At 38.0% G+C, this 15,508-nt stretch carries 14 protein-coding genes; 12 read left to right on the top strand and 2 right to left on the bottom strand.

Annotated elements, in window-relative coordinates; all coding sequences use genetic code 11:
- The first annotated feature begins 21 nt into the window (after window positions 1–21).
- Both IGJ04_RS04685 and IGJ04_RS04680 read left to right on the top strand, forming a co-directional pair.
- Window positions 22–1,476 carry a PTS transporter subunit EIIC gene (locus IGJ04_RS04685; protein ID WP_438839990.1) on the top strand — a complete coding sequence of 485 codons (1,455 nt, stop codon included), beginning with the start codon at window positions 22–24 and terminating at the stop codon, window positions 1,474–1,476.
- Window positions 1,477–1,563: 87 nt separating this feature from the next.
- On the top strand, window positions 1,564–2,412 hold the full coding sequence (locus tag IGJ04_RS04680) for a MurR/RpiR family transcriptional regulator (RefSeq protein WP_002382748.1): 849 nt from the start codon (window positions 1,564–1,566) through the stop codon (window positions 2,410–2,412).
- A gap of 49 nt (window positions 2,413–2,461) precedes the next feature.
- Here IGJ04_RS04680 and IGJ04_RS04675 read toward each other — a convergent pair whose 3' ends face one another.
- The gene (locus IGJ04_RS04675) at window positions 2,462–3,172 is read right to left on the bottom strand and encodes a histidine phosphatase family protein (protein WP_438839989.1); all 711 of its coding nucleotides are present in this window, start codon (window positions 3,170–3,172) and stop codon (window positions 2,462–2,464) included.
- A 40-nt stretch (window positions 3,173–3,212) separates the two neighbouring features.
- Window positions 3,213–3,839, bottom strand: coding sequence for an MBL fold metallo-hydrolase (locus tag IGJ04_RS04670; protein ID WP_010776006.1), 627 nt, complete (start codon window positions 3,837–3,839; stop codon window positions 3,213–3,215).
- Between the two features lie 219 nt (window positions 3,840–4,058).
- Here IGJ04_RS04670 and guaD point away from each other — a divergent pair, with 219 nt between their 5' ends.
- The 10 genes from guaD (at window position 4,059) to IGJ04_RS04620 (ending at window position 15,507) form a co-directional block, all read left to right on the top strand.
- On the top strand, window positions 4,059–5,444 hold the full coding sequence (guaD, locus tag IGJ04_RS04665) for a guanine deaminase (protein WP_438839988.1): 1,386 nt from the start codon (window positions 4,059–4,061) through the stop codon (window positions 5,442–5,444).
- A gap of 3 nt (window positions 5,445–5,447) precedes the next feature.
- On the top strand, window positions 5,448–6,779 hold the full coding sequence (locus tag IGJ04_RS04660) for a nucleobase:cation symporter-2 family protein (protein ID WP_002400852.1): 1,332 nt from the start codon (window positions 5,448–5,450) through the stop codon (window positions 6,777–6,779).
- 141 nt (window positions 6,780–6,920) lie between these two features.
- Window positions 6,921–7,898 carry a GMP reductase gene (gene guaC, locus IGJ04_RS04655; RefSeq protein WP_002362677.1) on the top strand — a complete coding sequence of 326 codons (978 nt, stop codon included), beginning with the start codon at window positions 6,921–6,923 and terminating at the stop codon, window positions 7,896–7,898.
- Between the two features lie 161 nt (window positions 7,899–8,059).
- Window positions 8,060–8,392, top strand: coding sequence for a PadR family transcriptional regulator (locus tag IGJ04_RS04650; RefSeq protein WP_002367058.1), 333 nt, complete (start codon window positions 8,060–8,062; stop codon window positions 8,390–8,392).
- Window positions 8,389–9,417: a permease prefix domain 1-containing protein gene (locus IGJ04_RS04645; RefSeq protein WP_438839987.1), complete on the top strand. Its 1,029-nt coding sequence runs from the start codon at window positions 8,389–8,391 to the stop codon at window positions 9,415–9,417. Before IGJ04_RS04650 ends, IGJ04_RS04645 begins: the two co-directional genes overlap by 4 nt.
- 134 nt (window positions 9,418–9,551) lie before the next feature.
- Window positions 9,552–11,003 (top strand): PLP-dependent aminotransferase family protein, encoded by a 1,452-nt coding sequence (locus IGJ04_RS04640; RefSeq protein ID WP_002372187.1) that lies wholly within the window; start codon window positions 9,552–9,554, stop codon window positions 11,001–11,003.
- A 120-nt stretch (window positions 11,004–11,123) separates the two neighbouring features.
- Entirely contained in the window at window positions 11,124–12,848 is a 1,725-nt protein-coding gene (locus IGJ04_RS04635) for a phospho-sugar mutase (protein ID WP_010707311.1), read from the top strand.
- 106 nt (window positions 12,849–12,954) lie between these two features.
- Window positions 12,955–13,737 (top strand): pyrroline-5-carboxylate reductase, encoded by a 783-nt coding sequence (gene proC, locus IGJ04_RS04630; RefSeq protein WP_137207834.1) that lies wholly within the window; start codon window positions 12,955–12,957, stop codon window positions 13,735–13,737.
- Between the two features lie 116 nt (window positions 13,738–13,853).
- A complete protein-coding gene (locus IGJ04_RS04625; RefSeq protein ID WP_002356730.1) occupies window positions 13,854–14,162 on the top strand; it encodes an ArsR/SmtB family transcription factor in 309 nt (102 codons plus the stop codon).
- A gap of 52 nt (window positions 14,163–14,214) precedes the next feature.
- Window positions 14,215–15,507 (top strand): homoserine dehydrogenase, encoded by a 1,293-nt coding sequence (locus IGJ04_RS04620; protein ID WP_131750146.1) that lies wholly within the window; start codon window positions 14,215–14,217, stop codon window positions 15,505–15,507.
- The last annotated feature ends 1 nt before the right edge of the window (window position 15,508 follow it).

Below are 15,508 nucleotides of genomic sequence, written 5' to 3'. Positions count from 1 at the left end.
GAATTAGGAGGGTGTTTTAACATGGCAGAAGAAAGAATTAAACGCATTGCTGATGGGATTTATAAAGAAGTTGGTGGTCAAGAAAACGTGGACAAAGTCATTCATTGTATGACTCGTGTTCGTATGGATATCCGCGATTATGACAAAGTGGATATTGAAGGATTGAAAAAAATTGATGGCGTTATGGGCGTCGTAGAAGATGATACGTTACAAGTAGTTGTTGGTCCAGGGACTGTTAACAAGGTTGCACAAGAAATGGTAGATCAAGCAGGTGTCAAATTGGGAGAACCATTTAATCATGACACCTCAACTGATGCTTCAGCAGGCAAATCTGGAAAAGATTTAGTAGAAGAAAAAGCCGCTCAAATGAAAGCACAACAAAAAGCGAAACAAAATAACACTTCACCATTTAAAAAAGTATTAAAAGCTATTTCTAGTATCTTTGTTCCGATGATTCCTGCCTTTGTTGGGGCTGGTATTATTGGCGGGATTGCAGCTGTTATGTCTAACTTAGTTGTTGCTGGTGATATTTCAGCTTCATGGCAACAATATATCGATGTCTTAAATATCATTAAAAATGGGATTTTTGCTTATTTAGCTCTTTACACTGGGATTAACAGCGCCAGCGTTTTTGGTGCAACGCCAGCGTTGGGTGGTGTTATTGGGGCAGTCACAATGTTGACAGGAATGAATCCGGATGCTCCAATCAGTAATATTTTCACTGGGGGAACATTATCTGCAGGACAAGGCGGAATTATCGGTGTTATTTTTGCCGTATGGTTATTATCATTGTTAGAAAAACAATTGCATAAAATTGTCCCAGAATCAATTGATATTATCGTAACGCCAACCATTTCACTTTTAGTGATTGGCTTAGCAACTATTTTCTTAATCATGCCTGTAGCCGGAGCTATTTCTAATGGCTTAGTTGGTATTATCAATGTTGTCTTAGAAAAAGGTGGCATGGTTGCTGGCTTTACTCTTGGTTTAACCTTCTTGCCAATGGTAATGTTTGGTTTACATCAAATTTTGACGCCAATCCACATTGAAATGATTAATCAAACAGGGATGACTTTGTTATTACCAATTCTGGCCATGGCTGGTGCGGGACAAGTCGGTGCAGCTTTAGCATTATGGATTCGTTGTAAATCAGATAAAAAATTAGTTGAAATGATTAAAGGTGCCTTGCCAGTTGGGATTTTAGGTATTGGTGAACCATTAATCTACGGAGTTACTTTACCATTAGGACGTCCATTCATTACTGCTTGTATCGGCGGTGGTATTGGTGGTGCAGTAATTGGTGCCTTCGGTAATGTTGGTGCGATTGCTATTGGACCAAGTGGGGTGGCTTTAATTCCATTAATTGCCAACAACCAATGGCTTGCATATGTATTAAGTTTATTGGCTGCTTACGCAGGTGGTTTTGTAGCAACGTTATTCTTTGGGATTCCTAAAGATATGCAAACAACTAAATAATAAATAGAAAAAAGGAGAACTTGGCTTCTCCCTTTTTCTTTGTTAAAATTTAATTGCGTAGGAAATGGTGTATCAGGAGGGGTGTTTATGCAACAAAATATTGTCTTATCTATCCAAGATCGTCTACAACAATTACCAAAATCAGAACGAAAAATCGCAGAATATATTTTAAAAAATACAGAAACAGTTATTTCAATGAATGCGCAAGAGCTAGCGAAACAAGCAGGATCAAGTCCAGCGGCAATTATTCGCTTTTGTCATTCTATGGATGTGAATGGCTTCACAGAGTTGAAACTTTTATTATCTGCAAATCTTGGCCAAATGAAGCAGCAAATGTATACTGAAGTTACTAAAGGGGAATCAACAGCTGATATTAAACAAAAGTTACAGGCGCGCTTTGTTCATGTGGTTGAGCGAAGCGGTCAGACATTAGAGGATGTCGCAGTGAATGAAGCCGTTGATTTGTTGGAAAAAACAGAAGTAATTTTTGTCTATGGGTTGGGCGCCTCTTCGTTGGTTGCTCAAGATATTTATCAAAAGTTTACGCGCTTAGGCCGAACGGTATTTACAACATTGGATCATCATTTATTTGCTTCTATGTTAGGCTCAACAGAAAAGCCTAGTGTTTTTATTGTTATTTCTAATTCTGGAACGAATAAAGAAGCAAGTACTTTAGCTGATTTAGCGAAGCAGCAAGGGATTCCTATTATTAGTATCACACAAGATGAAAAATCAGTGATTGGTGAAAAAAGTGATATCGTCCTTCAAACCTCTAGTGGGGAAGACGTGCCATTGAGAAGTGCGGCTACTGTTTCCTTGGTGGCACAATTGTATGTAGTTGATGTTTTATTTTTTGCTTATGCAGCAAAAAACTATAAGGAAACCTTAGAAAAAATTCAAATTTCAAGAAAAAACGTAGAACGTTTAAAAGAATAAATAAAAAGAGAAGGTTATCTGTCATTTTGACAGATAACCTTCTCTTTTTTTACAACAAACGGCGCTTTTCAGCGATCTTTTTTCCCTTTTCAATATAAGAAATATCATTAATTCCTTGAATGGTAAATGTTCCTTTTTCGTAAGTTAAGGTCGTCACGCTACCATTCTCCAGCGCCATCTGCATAGGCAAACTTGCATCAATTAAGGAAAGTAAAAAGGAAATTGTTAGTCCATGGGAAACCACCATGACTTTGCCGCCACCATTTTTTTCTCGATGATGAGCGATATCTTCGAAACCAGACCAAACACGATCACGGATAACTTCATAAGGCTCCGCCCAGTCAGCCGTATCGGCTTCAATAATAGCATTTGCTAGCTCACGATAGGTAATCTTCGTGGTCATCATGTCCTCATAACTTTTAAAAGCTAAAATGCGTGGCACCACACCCAAAAGTTCACCATCATAGCCACCATCTAAAGAACCAAAACACCACTCACGAATCCGTTTATCGGTTAGGTAAGGAATCTTTTGGTGGTTTTGATGTTCTTGTAAAATAATCTGAGCGGTTTGCATGGCACGACCACTATCACTACTATAGGCTTCCTTAAAGTCTATATCCCTAAGACCTAAGCCTAAATGATAAATGCCTTCTTCTCCTTGTTTGGTTAAGGGGGTATCTGACCAGCCTTGGGTTCGGCCAATCGTATTAAACATCGTTTTTCCGTGACGAATAATATAAAGTGTCGTTGCTTCAGTCATTGCTACTCCTCCTAAGTTTCTTTAAATAGTGAATAAATCTCTAATTAAAAAATGGGTTTGTGGCTTTTTCATGTTGAATGGTTGTGGCATCACCATGGCCTGGATAAACAGGAAATTCTTCTGGTAAAGTGAATAGATAGGTCATAATGCTGTGTAATAATTGTTGCATATCACCAGTGTGTAAATCGGTACGACCAATACTACCTTTAAACAATGCATCCCCAACAACAACAAAATCATCAAAGACAAAGCTGACGCTACCAATTGAATGACCAGGTGTTGGGACTACGGAAAATTTCATGCCGCCAATTTCATAATCGGTTAGTTTAAATTCATGTTCGGCGGGTTGAACAATAATATTTGCTATATCATCATGTCTGCCTAATCCTGAAAGATTCAAAATAGGATTGGAAAGCCACGCTTGTTCTAATGGACTAACATAAACAGGGATTTGATAATGATGGCGCAATTCTTCTACCGCACCAATATGATCATAGTGAGTATGTGTTAATAAAATAGCGGCTGGTTTCTTCCCTAAACGGGTAATTTCTTGAATTAGTTTTGCTCCTTCTGCACCTGGATCAATAATTAATAATGCTTCTTCATTATAAACAAGATAACAGTTTTCTTGAATAACACCTGTTCTAATTTGTTCGATCTGTATCATCTCAGGACCTCCTAAAGTTCTAACGATTCTCTTCAAGTATACCGAAGAATCTTAAGAATAGAAAGTTTTCTTGTTTATCCAAAGAAAAAATAAATCATTCTTAGAACGTTCGGTTTTTGCTTGTTTCAACACGTATTTTTTTAAAAAAAATCACATTTTTATAGTTATTAAGCGAAAGTTTATGTATAATCTTCATGTGATAGTAAGGAGGAGTATTAAATGTTTCATTTTGTAATAAAAGGAACAGGTTTTTCTAGTAAAAATTTGCAAGAGATTAAAGTTTATGAAGAGACACTTTTTTGTATAGATGAGGCCGGAGTAATTCAGGAAATAATTGAACCAGATGCTGAAGCGTATGAAACTGTGCTAGCAGAACAAAAAGAGGCACAACGTTTTCAAGAATTGCCCCAAGATTCTTATCTTTTACCTGGCTTTGTTGATTTACATGTCCATGCACCTCAGTGGGCACAATCTGGGACCGCCTTGGATATTCCATTGTATGAATGGCTGAATACGTACACGTTTCCTTTGGAGTCCAAGTTTGCAGATTTAGCATTTGCCCAACAAGTCTATGATGAATTGGTAACCCAATTGTTAGCTAATGGGACAACAACAGCCCTTTATTTTACAACCATTCATTATGAAGCTAGCCGTCGTTTGGCAGAGATTTGTGCGGAAAAAGGGCAGCGTGGCTTAATTGGTAAAGTTGTAATGGATGATCTTAATGAGAATCCAGAATACTATCGTGATCAAACAACGCAACAAGCATTAGAAGAAACGGAACGGTTTATTCAAGAAATTCAAACATTAGCGCAGCAAACAAAACAAGGCGTGTATCCCGTTGTAACTCCGCGTTTCATTCCAAGTTGTACAGAGGAAGCACTTAAAGGATTAGGAGAATTAGCAGCGAAATATCAAGTCCATGTTCAAAGTCATTGTAGTGAGAGTGATTGGGAACATCAATTTGTTAAAGAACGTTTTGGAAAAAATGATGCCCAAGCATTGAATGATTTTGGTTTATTGACAGAAAAAGCAGTGATGGCACATGCAGGCTTTTTAGAAGAAGCAGATATGAATTTATTCCATGAAACAGGGACGGCTGTGGCGCACTGCCCAATCTCTAATGCTTATTTTGGTAATGCAGTAACACCGATTGCAAAATTAGTACATCAACATCAAGTAGAAGTTGGTTTAGGTAGTGATCTTTCAGGTGGTTTTTCACCAAGTCTTTTTGACAATTTAAAGCAAGCGGTTATTTCTTCTAGAATGTTAGAAGATGGCGTCGATGCTACAAAAAAAACAGAAGTACGAGGTGTTAAAACAGCACGGATTACCGTAAATGAAGCGTTTTATTTAGCTACTGCTGGTGGTGGTCAAGCGCTAAGTTTACCAATTGGAAAATTAGAAAAAGGGTATGCTTGGGATGTTCAAATTATTAATACAAGCTTGTCACAAGCACGAATCCCTAAAAATCCAGGGGAATCATTGCTTGATATTTTCCAAAAAATCTTATATTTAGCACGACCAGAAAATATTCGAGAAGTCTGGGTACAAGGTGAAAAAGTACATGATAAAAATTTAATGTCAGCAACTAAAGGAGTATAAAAAATGAGTGAAAAGAAACAAAGTAATCTTCATTTAACAGTGGGGCCAGAAGATTCAGTATCTTTTGGGCAGGCCACTATGTTAGGGATTCAGCATGTCTTAGCAATGGACGTGTACGTCGTACCTGTGATCATTGCTTCAATTATTGGGATTAGCACAGCACAAACGTCTTCTTTAATCCAAGCGACATTCATAGCAGCAGGACTTGCCACGATTATTCAATCTCATTTTTGTATGAGATTACCAGTTGCGCAAGGCCCTTCATTTATTCCAATCGGAGCAATTGCAGGAATTTATTTTGCCAATAACCAACAAGGAAATGGCTGGGGCGCAGTTTTAGGTGCTAGTTTAGTGGGAGCAATTGTTGTTATTATATTAGGATTTACTGGTATCTTTAATCGTTTAATCACTAAATTTGTTCCACCAATTGTGGGAGGAACAATTATTTTTGTGGTGGGTCTTTCGTTAATGCCAGTCGCTTTATCGGATAATATCTACCACGCAAAAGGGGAATTAGGACAAAATATTTTATTAGCATTTATAGCAGCGGGTACGTTGATCTTCTTTGCGCTCTTAGGTTCTGCTTTGAAAAAAGGGCGGATTTTCCGCGTTTCTTCTGTCATTTTGGCATTATTATTTGGGAGCATCGCGGCACAATTATTAGGGGTACTTGATTTATCAGCCGTTAGTGAAGCGGCTTGGTTTAGTTTGCCTCAGTTACCATTAGTTAACTTTTCTTTCCAATTTGATTGGTCAGCCATTGCCACGATGTTAGTTATTTATCTGGTTTTAATGGCGGAAACAACAGGCACTTGGTTTGCTGTGAGTCATGTTGTCGCTGAACCTTTGACCGAAGAAAAAATTAATCGCGGCGTAATTGGTGAAGGGTTAGGTTGCTTAGTTTCTTCATTCATTGGCGGCACGCCAGTAACTAGTTACTCTACAAATGCTGGGATTATTTCAATCACTGGAGTTGCTAGTCGCAAGGTTTTTGTGGCTGCAGGTGCGTGGTTTGTCTTATTTGGCTTATCTGGAAAACTTTCCACCTTGATTTCGGCCATTCCGGCACCAGTTATCGGCGGTGTTTTTGTGGTTGTTTGTGGCATCATTTCTGTAAGTGGAATGAAAGTCATGAGTGATGTAACAATTCATGAAAAAGAGATGTATGTAATTGCCGTTCCGATTATTATGACGTTAGCGTTGACATTGTTGCCAAAAGAGTTTTTGGAAACTCTACCACAATTTTTACAATATTTATTTAGTTCACCCGTGGCAACTGCCTCAATTGTTGCTATTTTATTGCAGGCCATTTTACCAAACGTTCAAGAAGGGTAAAAAGATTAATTTTCGTTAAAACGCCTTTGACAAGTGGCGGTAAATAGTGTAAATTAACAATGGTGTTTGTAAACACGAACGTTAAATGACCGAATGTTCGGTTTTTACGTTATTTTTGTAAATAACTAGGAGGCAGTAAGTATGAAAGTTTTTGATTATGAAGATGTCCAATTAATTCCCAATAAATGTATCGTGAATAGTCGTTCTGAATGTGATACTACAGTAACTTTAGGAAAACATTCGTTTAAAATGCCTGTCGTTCCAGCGAACATGCAAACAATTATTGATGAAACGATTGCGGAAACCCTTGCTGAAAATGGTTATTTTTATATCATGCATCGGTTTGATGAAGAGGCGCGAGTGCCATTTATTAAAAAAATGCAACAAAAAGGCTTGATCACGTCAATTAGTGTGGGTGTGAAAGAAGGGGAATACGCTTTTGTTGAAACGTTAGCCCGAGAAGGTTTAGTTCCTGATTACGTGACAATTGATATCGCCCATGGTCATTCAAATGCGGTGATTAATATGATTCAACACTTAAAAAAATTTTTACCAGAAACGTTCGTTATTGCGGGCAATGTTGGAACGCCAGAAGCCGTTCGCGAATTAGAAAACGCTGGAGCCGATGCCACCAAAGTGGGGATTGGACCAGGAAAAGTATGCATTACTAAAATTAAGACTGGCTTTGGGACAGGTGGCTGGCAGTTAGCGGCTTTACGTTGGTGTGCCAAAGCTGCTCGGAAACCAATTATTGCAGATGGTGGAATTCGGACCCATGGAGACATTGCAAAATCTGTGCGTTTTGGGGCAACTATGGTCATGATTGGTTCACTATTTGCTGGACATGAAGAATCACCAGGTGAAACAAAAGTGGAAGATGGTGTTGTTTACAAAGAATACTTTGGTAGCGCCTCTGAATTCCAAAAAGGCGAAAAGAAAAACGTTGAAGGTAAAAAAATCTGGTTACGCCATAAAGGGAAGTTGGCAGATACTTTAGTCGAAATGCAACAAGATTTACAATCTTCCATTTCATACGCGGGAGGTCGCGATTTAGAAGCGATTCGTAAAGTTGATTATGTGATTGTAAAAAATTCTATTTTTAATGGTGATACCATTTAAGATTCAACTATAGACTGAAAAGAAGACAGCACGTAGTGCAGAAATTAAAATGATTTCTGCATTACGTGTTTTTTTTACTTTACCTATCGTAGTAATCGTGTTAAGATAATTACAACGACAGACGTAGTACGATAGTTGAAGTACTTGAGGGAGGAATTTATGTGATTGGTAGTGATGCAATTCGAGGATACAACGATACCTTTATTCTCTCAATCTTACAATCCGGCGCTTCATATGGTTATGCGATTTCTAAACGCATTCGTGAAATTTCTAAAGAACAATATTCGATTAAAGAAACGACACTTTATTCTGCTTTTACACGTTTAGAGAAAAATGGCTACATTGAATCATTTCCAGGAGAAGTAACGCATGGCAAAAAGCGGACCTATTATCAAATAACCCATGCAGGAGAGTGTTATTTAGAGGAAAAGTTACTAGAATGGGAAGTAACAAAAGACGTCGTCGAAGCATTTGTAAAGGAGATGGGAAAATGAAAATTATAGAAGAATTTATTGATAGCTTATTTTCAGGCGTTGTTGAAACACCTGAAACAAAACAATTAAAGGCGGACTTATTAGCAAATGCTGAGGATCGTTATGAAGATTTGCTCAGCCAAGGAAAATCGGAAAATGAAGCAATTGGTACAATTATTTCTGAATTTGGTACTATTGATGAATTAATGGAAGAATTGAATTTAGAAAATAAACAAGTGGATGAAACAAACGATTCAATGAACGGTTTGCCAGATATTTCAGTGGAGGAAGGACTTGACTATTTAGCTGTCCAACGTAAAGGTGCGATTCAAATTGGTCTTGGCGTTGTTGCAATCATGGTGGGTGTTGGCTTGCTGGTTGGTATGCGTGGTGTTCTTTCTAACGGTCTTGGTTTAGTTTGTCTTTTCATAGGTGTGGCAATCGGCGTTCCATTATTTATTGTTGCTGGTAATCGGTTTGTTGCAATGGACAAACAACTGGGGCAACGATTGATTCCGATTAAGTTAAAAAAAGAAGTTGCACAAAGAGAACAAAGTTTTCAACGATCATTTATTTTTTGTATGGCAGCGGGCGTCGTTTTTTGTATTTTGGGTTTAATCCCAGTTGTTGTCTTTAGTAGTGGCCTTCATCTGATGATGCGCCGTTCCATGCATCAAATGATGGGGGGACAATATTATAATGGAACGATGGGAATTAGTTGGCTCTTCTTTTTAGTATCGATTGGCGTCTTCTTGTTTATATTTGGTGGAGTAATTAAAGGAAGTTTTAATAAATTGTTGAATGAAACTTATTTTTATTCAGAACATGTTGGTCATCCTGATTTTGCCCCTCAACAAACAAAAACAGAGGAAGGACCTGTGGGAAATCTTGTCGGTACAATTATTGCATCCGTTTATTGGCCCTTAGTTGTTGCACTCTATCTATTTATTAGTTTTGTTTTAGGGGATTGGCGGTTTAGTTGGTTAATCTTTATGTTCGCAGGAATCTTTTACAACACCATCCAAGCATTTTTACACAAACATTGAGACAAACCTGTTAATAGTAAAACAGAAAAGTGGGACATTCGTCAAAACGGCTGTCTCACTTTTCTTGTATTTTCGATTGACAAAAGCATTAAACTGGATTACTTTTAACTCATCCAATTGTTGAGGTGATTGCTATGTGGCAACTTAAAAAAGAACAAAATGTTCCCATTTATCGCAGTATTATGGAAATGATTGTTCAAAAGATTCAAACAGGCGAATTATTACCAGGCGAAAAAATCCCTTCGGAACGTAAACTGGCAGAGTACTTGTCTGTCAATCGTTCAACCGTTGTTCATGCATTAGATGAACTGGTGGACTTAGGCTGGATTGTGCGAAAAAGAGGGAGCGGAACGATCGTCAACGAAGGAAAATGGGGGGTAATGATGACGCCACGAACGGATTGGCATCGTTATTTAGAACAAAATGTGTTCAAACAAGTTCATCCCTTGGTGGCAGAGATTGAGTTACGTGCTAAACAAAATTTGCCGACTGACTTAGATATGTATACAGGTGAGTTGCCGTTAGACTTAATTCCCAGTTTCGATTTTCCAGCATTAAATTGGAAACAATTTTTAAAAGAGGAAGCACAAGATGAATTAGGTTATTTGCCGTTAAGAAAAGAAATCCAAGCCATTACAGCAACGGAATATCAGCTTCATTTACCAAGTGAAAGTTTATTGCTTACTTCAGGTGCGCAACAAGCACTTTTTTTAGTTTTGCAAGTTTTATTGAGACAAGGAGATAGTGTTGCCGTAGAAGATCCATCTTTCTTCTATGCCTTACCAATTTTCCAAGCTGCTGGTGTGCGCTTATTTGGTGTGCCCATGACAGAGGAAGGGATTGATCTTGAAGCGCTAGAACAAACAATCCGACAACATCGCATCAAAATGGTTATGGTTAATCCTTCCTTTCAAAATCCCACTGGGACAGTGATGCCTTTAAGAAAAAGAGAACAGCTCGTGAAAGTTTGTCAAACGTATCAAGTTCCTATTTTAGAAGATGATGTTTTTGGGCAGCTAAGTTTTATCCCGAAAACAGAAATTCCTCCTTTAAAAAAATTAGATCCAGATAATGTCTTGTATATCGGTTCGTTGTCAAAAATTTTAGGTTCGACCACGAAAATTGGTTGGTTAAGTGCGCCCGCCTCTGTGACGAAACAAATTGCAGAAGCCAGAAAAATGATGGATGTTTCGTTGAGTATTTTTCCGCAGATGCTCGCTAAAATGGCGATTGAAGATCCTTCTTTTTCTGAAAAAATTACGTTATTAAATAAACAAGTGGAACAACGAGCAACAGCTGTATATCAAGTATTTAAATCGTTGTCAGAATGGGAAGTTTCGCCAGTAAAAGGCGGTTTTTATTTATGGGCACATTGGCGTCAAGGGGCACTTAAGCCAGAAGATTGGCAAGTGTTTTTACGAGAAGGTGTTTTGGTAGCACCAAGTGTCGCTTTTAGTGAAAAACGTGGAAGTATTCGCTTGAACTGTTCCCGAATTTCACCAGAAGAAATGCCTCTTTTTTGTGAGCGAATGGTACGGATTACACGACAACTTTCTGAAAATAGACAAACAAAAATAGAACAGTAAGTAAGATTTTTCTTATAAAAATCATTTGCTGAGAGAAAACGCTACAACTTCCCTTTTCTAAACGAATATCCAATGCTATACTTAAAAAGTAAAAACAAAAAAACAAATGAGGTGTTTTCCATGTCTTGGGAACAAGTTTACCAACAATGGTTAAATGAAGAAAATATTCCAGAAAATTTAAAAAATGAATTAAAGGACTTAAATACAGACCCTGAAAAATGTGAAGATGCATTTTACGCACCATTAGAATTTGGGACTGCCGGGATGCGCGGGATTTTAGGCGCCGGTATTAATCGGATGAATATCTTTACGGTTCGTCAAGCAACAGAAGGGCTTGCACGTTTTATGGATACGCAAGATCCTGAAACAAAACGTCGCGGTGTAGCCATTGCCTATGATTCACGTCATATGTCTCCAGAATTTGCAATGGAAGCAGCTAAAACATTAGCTAAACATGATATTCCTTCTTTTGTGTTTGAAAGCTTACGACCAACACCAGAATTATCTTTTGCGGTCCGCTACTTTAAAGCTTTTGCGGGAATCATGATTACGGCTTCTCACAATCCAGCTGCCTATAATGGCTACAAAGTCTATGGTGAAGACGGTGGTCAAATGCCGCCAGCTGATGCAGATGCATTAACTAAATATGTTCGTAGTATCGAAAATCCTTTGAAAATTGATGTCTTATCAGATGAAGAAGTTGCCCACAGCGGTTTAATTAACATTGTTGGTGAAGAAGTCGATAATGCGTATTTGAAAGAAATTAAAACAGTTACGATTAATCAAGAATTAATTAACGAAATGGGTAAAGAATTAAAATTAGTTTACACTCCCTTACATGGAACTGGGAAAATGTTAGGAGAAAAGGCATTAAAACAAGCCGGTTTTGAAAAATTTGTTTTAGTACCTGAGCAAGCCGTTGCTGATCCTGACTTTACTACAGTTAAGTCACCAAACCCTGAAGAACATTCAGCTTTTGAATACGCGATTCGTTTAGGGGAAAAAGAAGGCGCTGATTTATTGATTGCAACAGATCCAGATGCTGATCGTTTAGGTGCCGCTGTGCGGATGCCAAACGGAGACTACCAAGTATTAACAGGAAATCAATTAGGTTCAATTATGATTCATTATATTTTAGAAGCCCATCAACAAGCAGGCACGTTGCCTCAAAATGCTGCGGTTCTAAAATCAATCGTTTCTAGTGAACTTGCTACAGCGATTGCTGAGAAATATAATACGAAGATGTTTAATGTTTTAACAGGTTTCAAATTTATTGCTGAAAAAATTCAACAATACGAAGAAGACCATAGTCAAACGTTTATGTTTGGTTTTGAAGAAAGTTATGGTTACTTAGTGAAACCTTTTGTTCGTGATAAAGATGCGATTCAAGCGTTAGTTTTATTAGCAGAAGTAGCGGCTTTTTACAAAAAACAAGGAAAAACATTATACGATGGCTTACAAGATATCTTTGAAGAATTTGGTTACTTTGAAGAAAAAACTATTTCCGTAACAATGAGCGGAATTGAAGGCAGCGGTAAAATCAAAGCTTTAATGGCAAAATGTCGTGAACAAGCGCCAACTGAGTTTGCCGGGATTCAAGTTGCTCAAACGGAAGATTTTAAAGAATTAACACGCACTTTTGCAGATGGTCAAACAGAACAATTACAAACGCCTCCTTCTGATGTGCTGAAATATCATTTAGAAGATGGCAGTTGGATTGCTATCCGACCATCAGGAACAGAACCAAAAATTAAATTCTATCTAGCGACAAAAGCAAAAAGTAGTTCAGAAGCTTCTGAAAAAATTGCTGCGTTTGAAGCAGTCGTTAATGAATTAACAAAATAAAATAAACGAAACAGGCTGTACGGAAAAAAGTACGAATGTTAGTGTTTGTGTCAAAAGCTAATTGACTTTTGACACAAACACTTTATTTAACTAAGGAGGGAATGCTATGAAAATTGGCTTTATCGGTGCTGGCAGTATGGGCGGTGCCATGATTAAAGGGTTACTGAAAGCTGAGGCAGTCAAGAAGGAACATTTATATGTGAAAGGCGGCTCAAGTGGAACAGCAGAAGCACTTCAAAAAGAGTGGGGCTTTCAACTTGTCACAGATTATGCACTTTTCCAAGAATGTAAGGTTATTTTTATTGCGACAGGAGCAAAGGTCGTGTTACCTGTTCTTCAGGAATTAGCTCCTCATTTTTCCAACGAAAGTCTATTGATTTCTGTTGCAACAGGTCATACCATACAAGAAGCACAAATGGCTCTTGGCAATAAAGAAGCCAAAGTTGTTCATGCCATTCCTAATACACCAGTTAGCGTGAATCAGGGTGTGATTGGCGTAGCCTTGGCACCAACAATTGAAGGCCAAACGAAGGACCTGGTAATGGAACTTCTTGCTACTTTAGGGTTAGTCAAAGAAATTCGTGAAGCGCAACTGGAAACTTTTGGTACTGTGGCTGGTTGCAGTCCAGCTTTTGTTGATATCTTTATGGAAGCATTGGGAGATGCAGCAGTCTTAGAAGGGTTACCAAGAGACTTATCTTATGAAATTGTCGCTCAAATGATAAAAGGAACGGCGACCTTAGCCTTAGACACGAAAAAACACCCAGGAGCATTGAAAGATGAAGTGACTTCTCCAGGAGGAAGTACGATTCGCGGTGTCATAGCTCTAGAAAAAAATGGCTTCCGTTATGCCGTGATGGATGCAGTTCAGCAAGCCAACCACGAATAGATGAAGAAAGTTGGAAAATCGACAAGTTTGTCATTTTTCCAACTTTCTTTGTGCCATATTTTTCGTAGGAAAGAACAATCGCAGTTCTTATTTTAAAAAACTCTGTGTTATAATGAGTGCAAAGTGAGGCGACTATAATGAAACAAATGGAAGAAATCAAACAAGTAAGTCAATTATATAAAGTATTAAGTGATCCAACACGTTTAAGAATTTTGCTACTTTTAAAAGAAGGCGAGCATAACGTAACGGCGATTAGTGAACAATTGGGAATGGAACAGTCCGCCGTTTCTCATCAACTAAAATTATTAAGAGATAGCCGGGTTGTCAAGGCACGTCGCGAAGGAAAAACGATTTTTTATACATTGGATGATCATCATGTAATAGATATTTTAAATCAGACCTTTGAGCATATTGAACATCGATAAAAAGTAGGGAAAAAATAGCGTAACTAGAATAGCGCTGTTGATGGAGGTAAAAATGAAGGATACCTTAAAGATCGGGTTACTAGGATTAGGGACTGTAGGCACTGGCGTTTTAACTCTCTTGAAAGAACATCAAGAGAAAATTTCACAAGTGACAGGAATGAATGTAGTCATTGAAAAAGCATTTGTCCGAAATCTTGAAACGAAACAAGCGCAAGCGGAAGAATACGGTCTTTCTTTAACAACTTCAATTGATGATATTTTAGAAGATAAAGAGATTCAAATCGTTGTGGAATTAATGGGAACCATTGAACCAGCCAAAACGTATATCATGAAAGCTTTAGAAAAGGGCAAACATATTGTGACTGCTAATAAAGATTTACTGGCGCAACATGGGAGTGAATTAGTAGCGTTAGCCCAAAAACATCATTGTGATTTATATTACGAAGCAAGTGTTGCTGGCGGGATTCCTATTTTAAGAACAATTGCTAATAGCTTAGCGGCAGACAATATTCAACAAGTTTTAGGGATTGTGAACGGTACGACGAATTATATGCTTACGCAAATGGTTTCTGCTGATAAAAGTTATGAAGAAGCTTTAGCAGAAGCGCAAGCGTTGGGATTTGCTGAAGCGGATCCGACAAATGATGTCGATGGAATTGACGCAGCCTATAAAATGGTTATTTTAAGTCAATTTGCTTTTGGGATGAATGTTTCATTACCACAAGTTGATATTCGTGGAATTCGCGGATTGTCTTTAGATGATGTCGCTATGGCTAAACAACTGGGGTATGAAATCAAATTGATTGGCTCTGCTGAACAAAATGAGAATAGTATCTCGGTAGAAGTGGCGCCTATGCTAGTCAATCAAAAGCATCCTATTGCATCTGTTCGAAATGAGTACAATGCAGTATTTATTAAAAGTGCAGGTGTGGGCGAATCAATGTATTACGGTCCAGGAGCTGGCGCTAAACCGACAGCAACCAGTGTGGTCAGTGATTTAATTACGATTGCTAAAAACATTCGCTTGGCAACGACTGGCCATATGTTCAATTCGTATCAACATAAAACCCAATTGACGAGTTCCGAAAATGTATTTGGGCAGTACTATTTTTCATTAGATGTTCCAGATACACCAGGACAATTTTTGCAGTTGACGCAATTAATGACTAAAGCAGAAGTCAGTTTTGATCAATTAGTTCAACAGAAATCAGATGGACAGCGAGCAAGAATTGTTGCCATTACACACCAGATATCAAAAGCACAAATGCAACAAGTTGTGACAGCTATTCAAAATACGGCAGCCTTTCAGTTATTGAATGTAATGAAGGTTATAGGAGATGAGTAAA

Origin of the sequence: Enterococcus sp. AZ050, from assembly GCF_051715085.1 — a bacterium.
In the GTDB taxonomy this organism is placed as follows: Bacteria; Bacillota; Bacilli; order Lactobacillales; family Enterococcaceae; genus Enterococcus; species Enterococcus faecalis.
The sequence above is the reverse complement of the archived record's forward strand: the minus strand, read 5'-3'. Positions and strand labels throughout refer to the sequence as shown.

What these genes read in the sequence shown, in the direction of transcription:
- IGJ04_RS04685 (WP_438839990.1), top strand. Translation starts at nt 22, where the DNA reads ATGGCAGAAGAAAGAATTAAACGCATTGCTGATGGGATTTATAAAGAA.
- IGJ04_RS04680 (WP_002382748.1), top strand. Translation starts at nt 1,564, where the DNA reads ATGCAACAAAATATTGTCTTATCTATCCAAGATCGTCTACAACAATTA.
- IGJ04_RS04675 (WP_438839989.1), bottom strand. Translation starts at nt 3,172, where the DNA reads ATGACTGAAGCAACGACACTTTATATTATTCGTCACGGAAAAACGATG.
- IGJ04_RS04670 (WP_010776006.1), bottom strand. Translation starts at nt 3,839, where the DNA reads ATGATACAGATCGAACAAATTAGAACAGGTGTTATTCAAGAAAACTGT.
- guaD (WP_438839988.1), top strand. Translation starts at nt 4,059, where the DNA reads ATGTTTCATTTTGTAATAAAAGGAACAGGTTTTTCTAGTAAAAATTTG.
- IGJ04_RS04660 (WP_002400852.1), top strand. Translation starts at nt 5,448, where the DNA reads ATGAGTGAAAAGAAACAAAGTAATCTTCATTTAACAGTGGGGCCAGAA.
- guaC (WP_002362677.1), top strand. Translation starts at nt 6,921, where the DNA reads ATGAAAGTTTTTGATTATGAAGATGTCCAATTAATTCCCAATAAATGT.
- IGJ04_RS04645 (WP_438839987.1), top strand. Translation starts at nt 8,389, where the DNA reads ATGAAAATTATAGAAGAATTTATTGATAGCTTATTTTCAGGCGTTGTT.
- IGJ04_RS04640 (WP_002372187.1), top strand. Translation starts at nt 9,552, where the DNA reads ATGTGGCAACTTAAAAAAGAACAAAATGTTCCCATTTATCGCAGTATT.
- IGJ04_RS04635 (WP_010707311.1), top strand. Translation starts at nt 11,124, where the DNA reads ATGTCTTGGGAACAAGTTTACCAACAATGGTTAAATGAAGAAAATATT.
- proC (WP_137207834.1), top strand. Translation starts at nt 12,955, where the DNA reads ATGAAAATTGGCTTTATCGGTGCTGGCAGTATGGGCGGTGCCATGATT.
- IGJ04_RS04620 (WP_131750146.1), top strand. Translation starts at nt 14,215, where the DNA reads ATGAAGGATACCTTAAAGATCGGGTTACTAGGATTAGGGACTGTAGGC.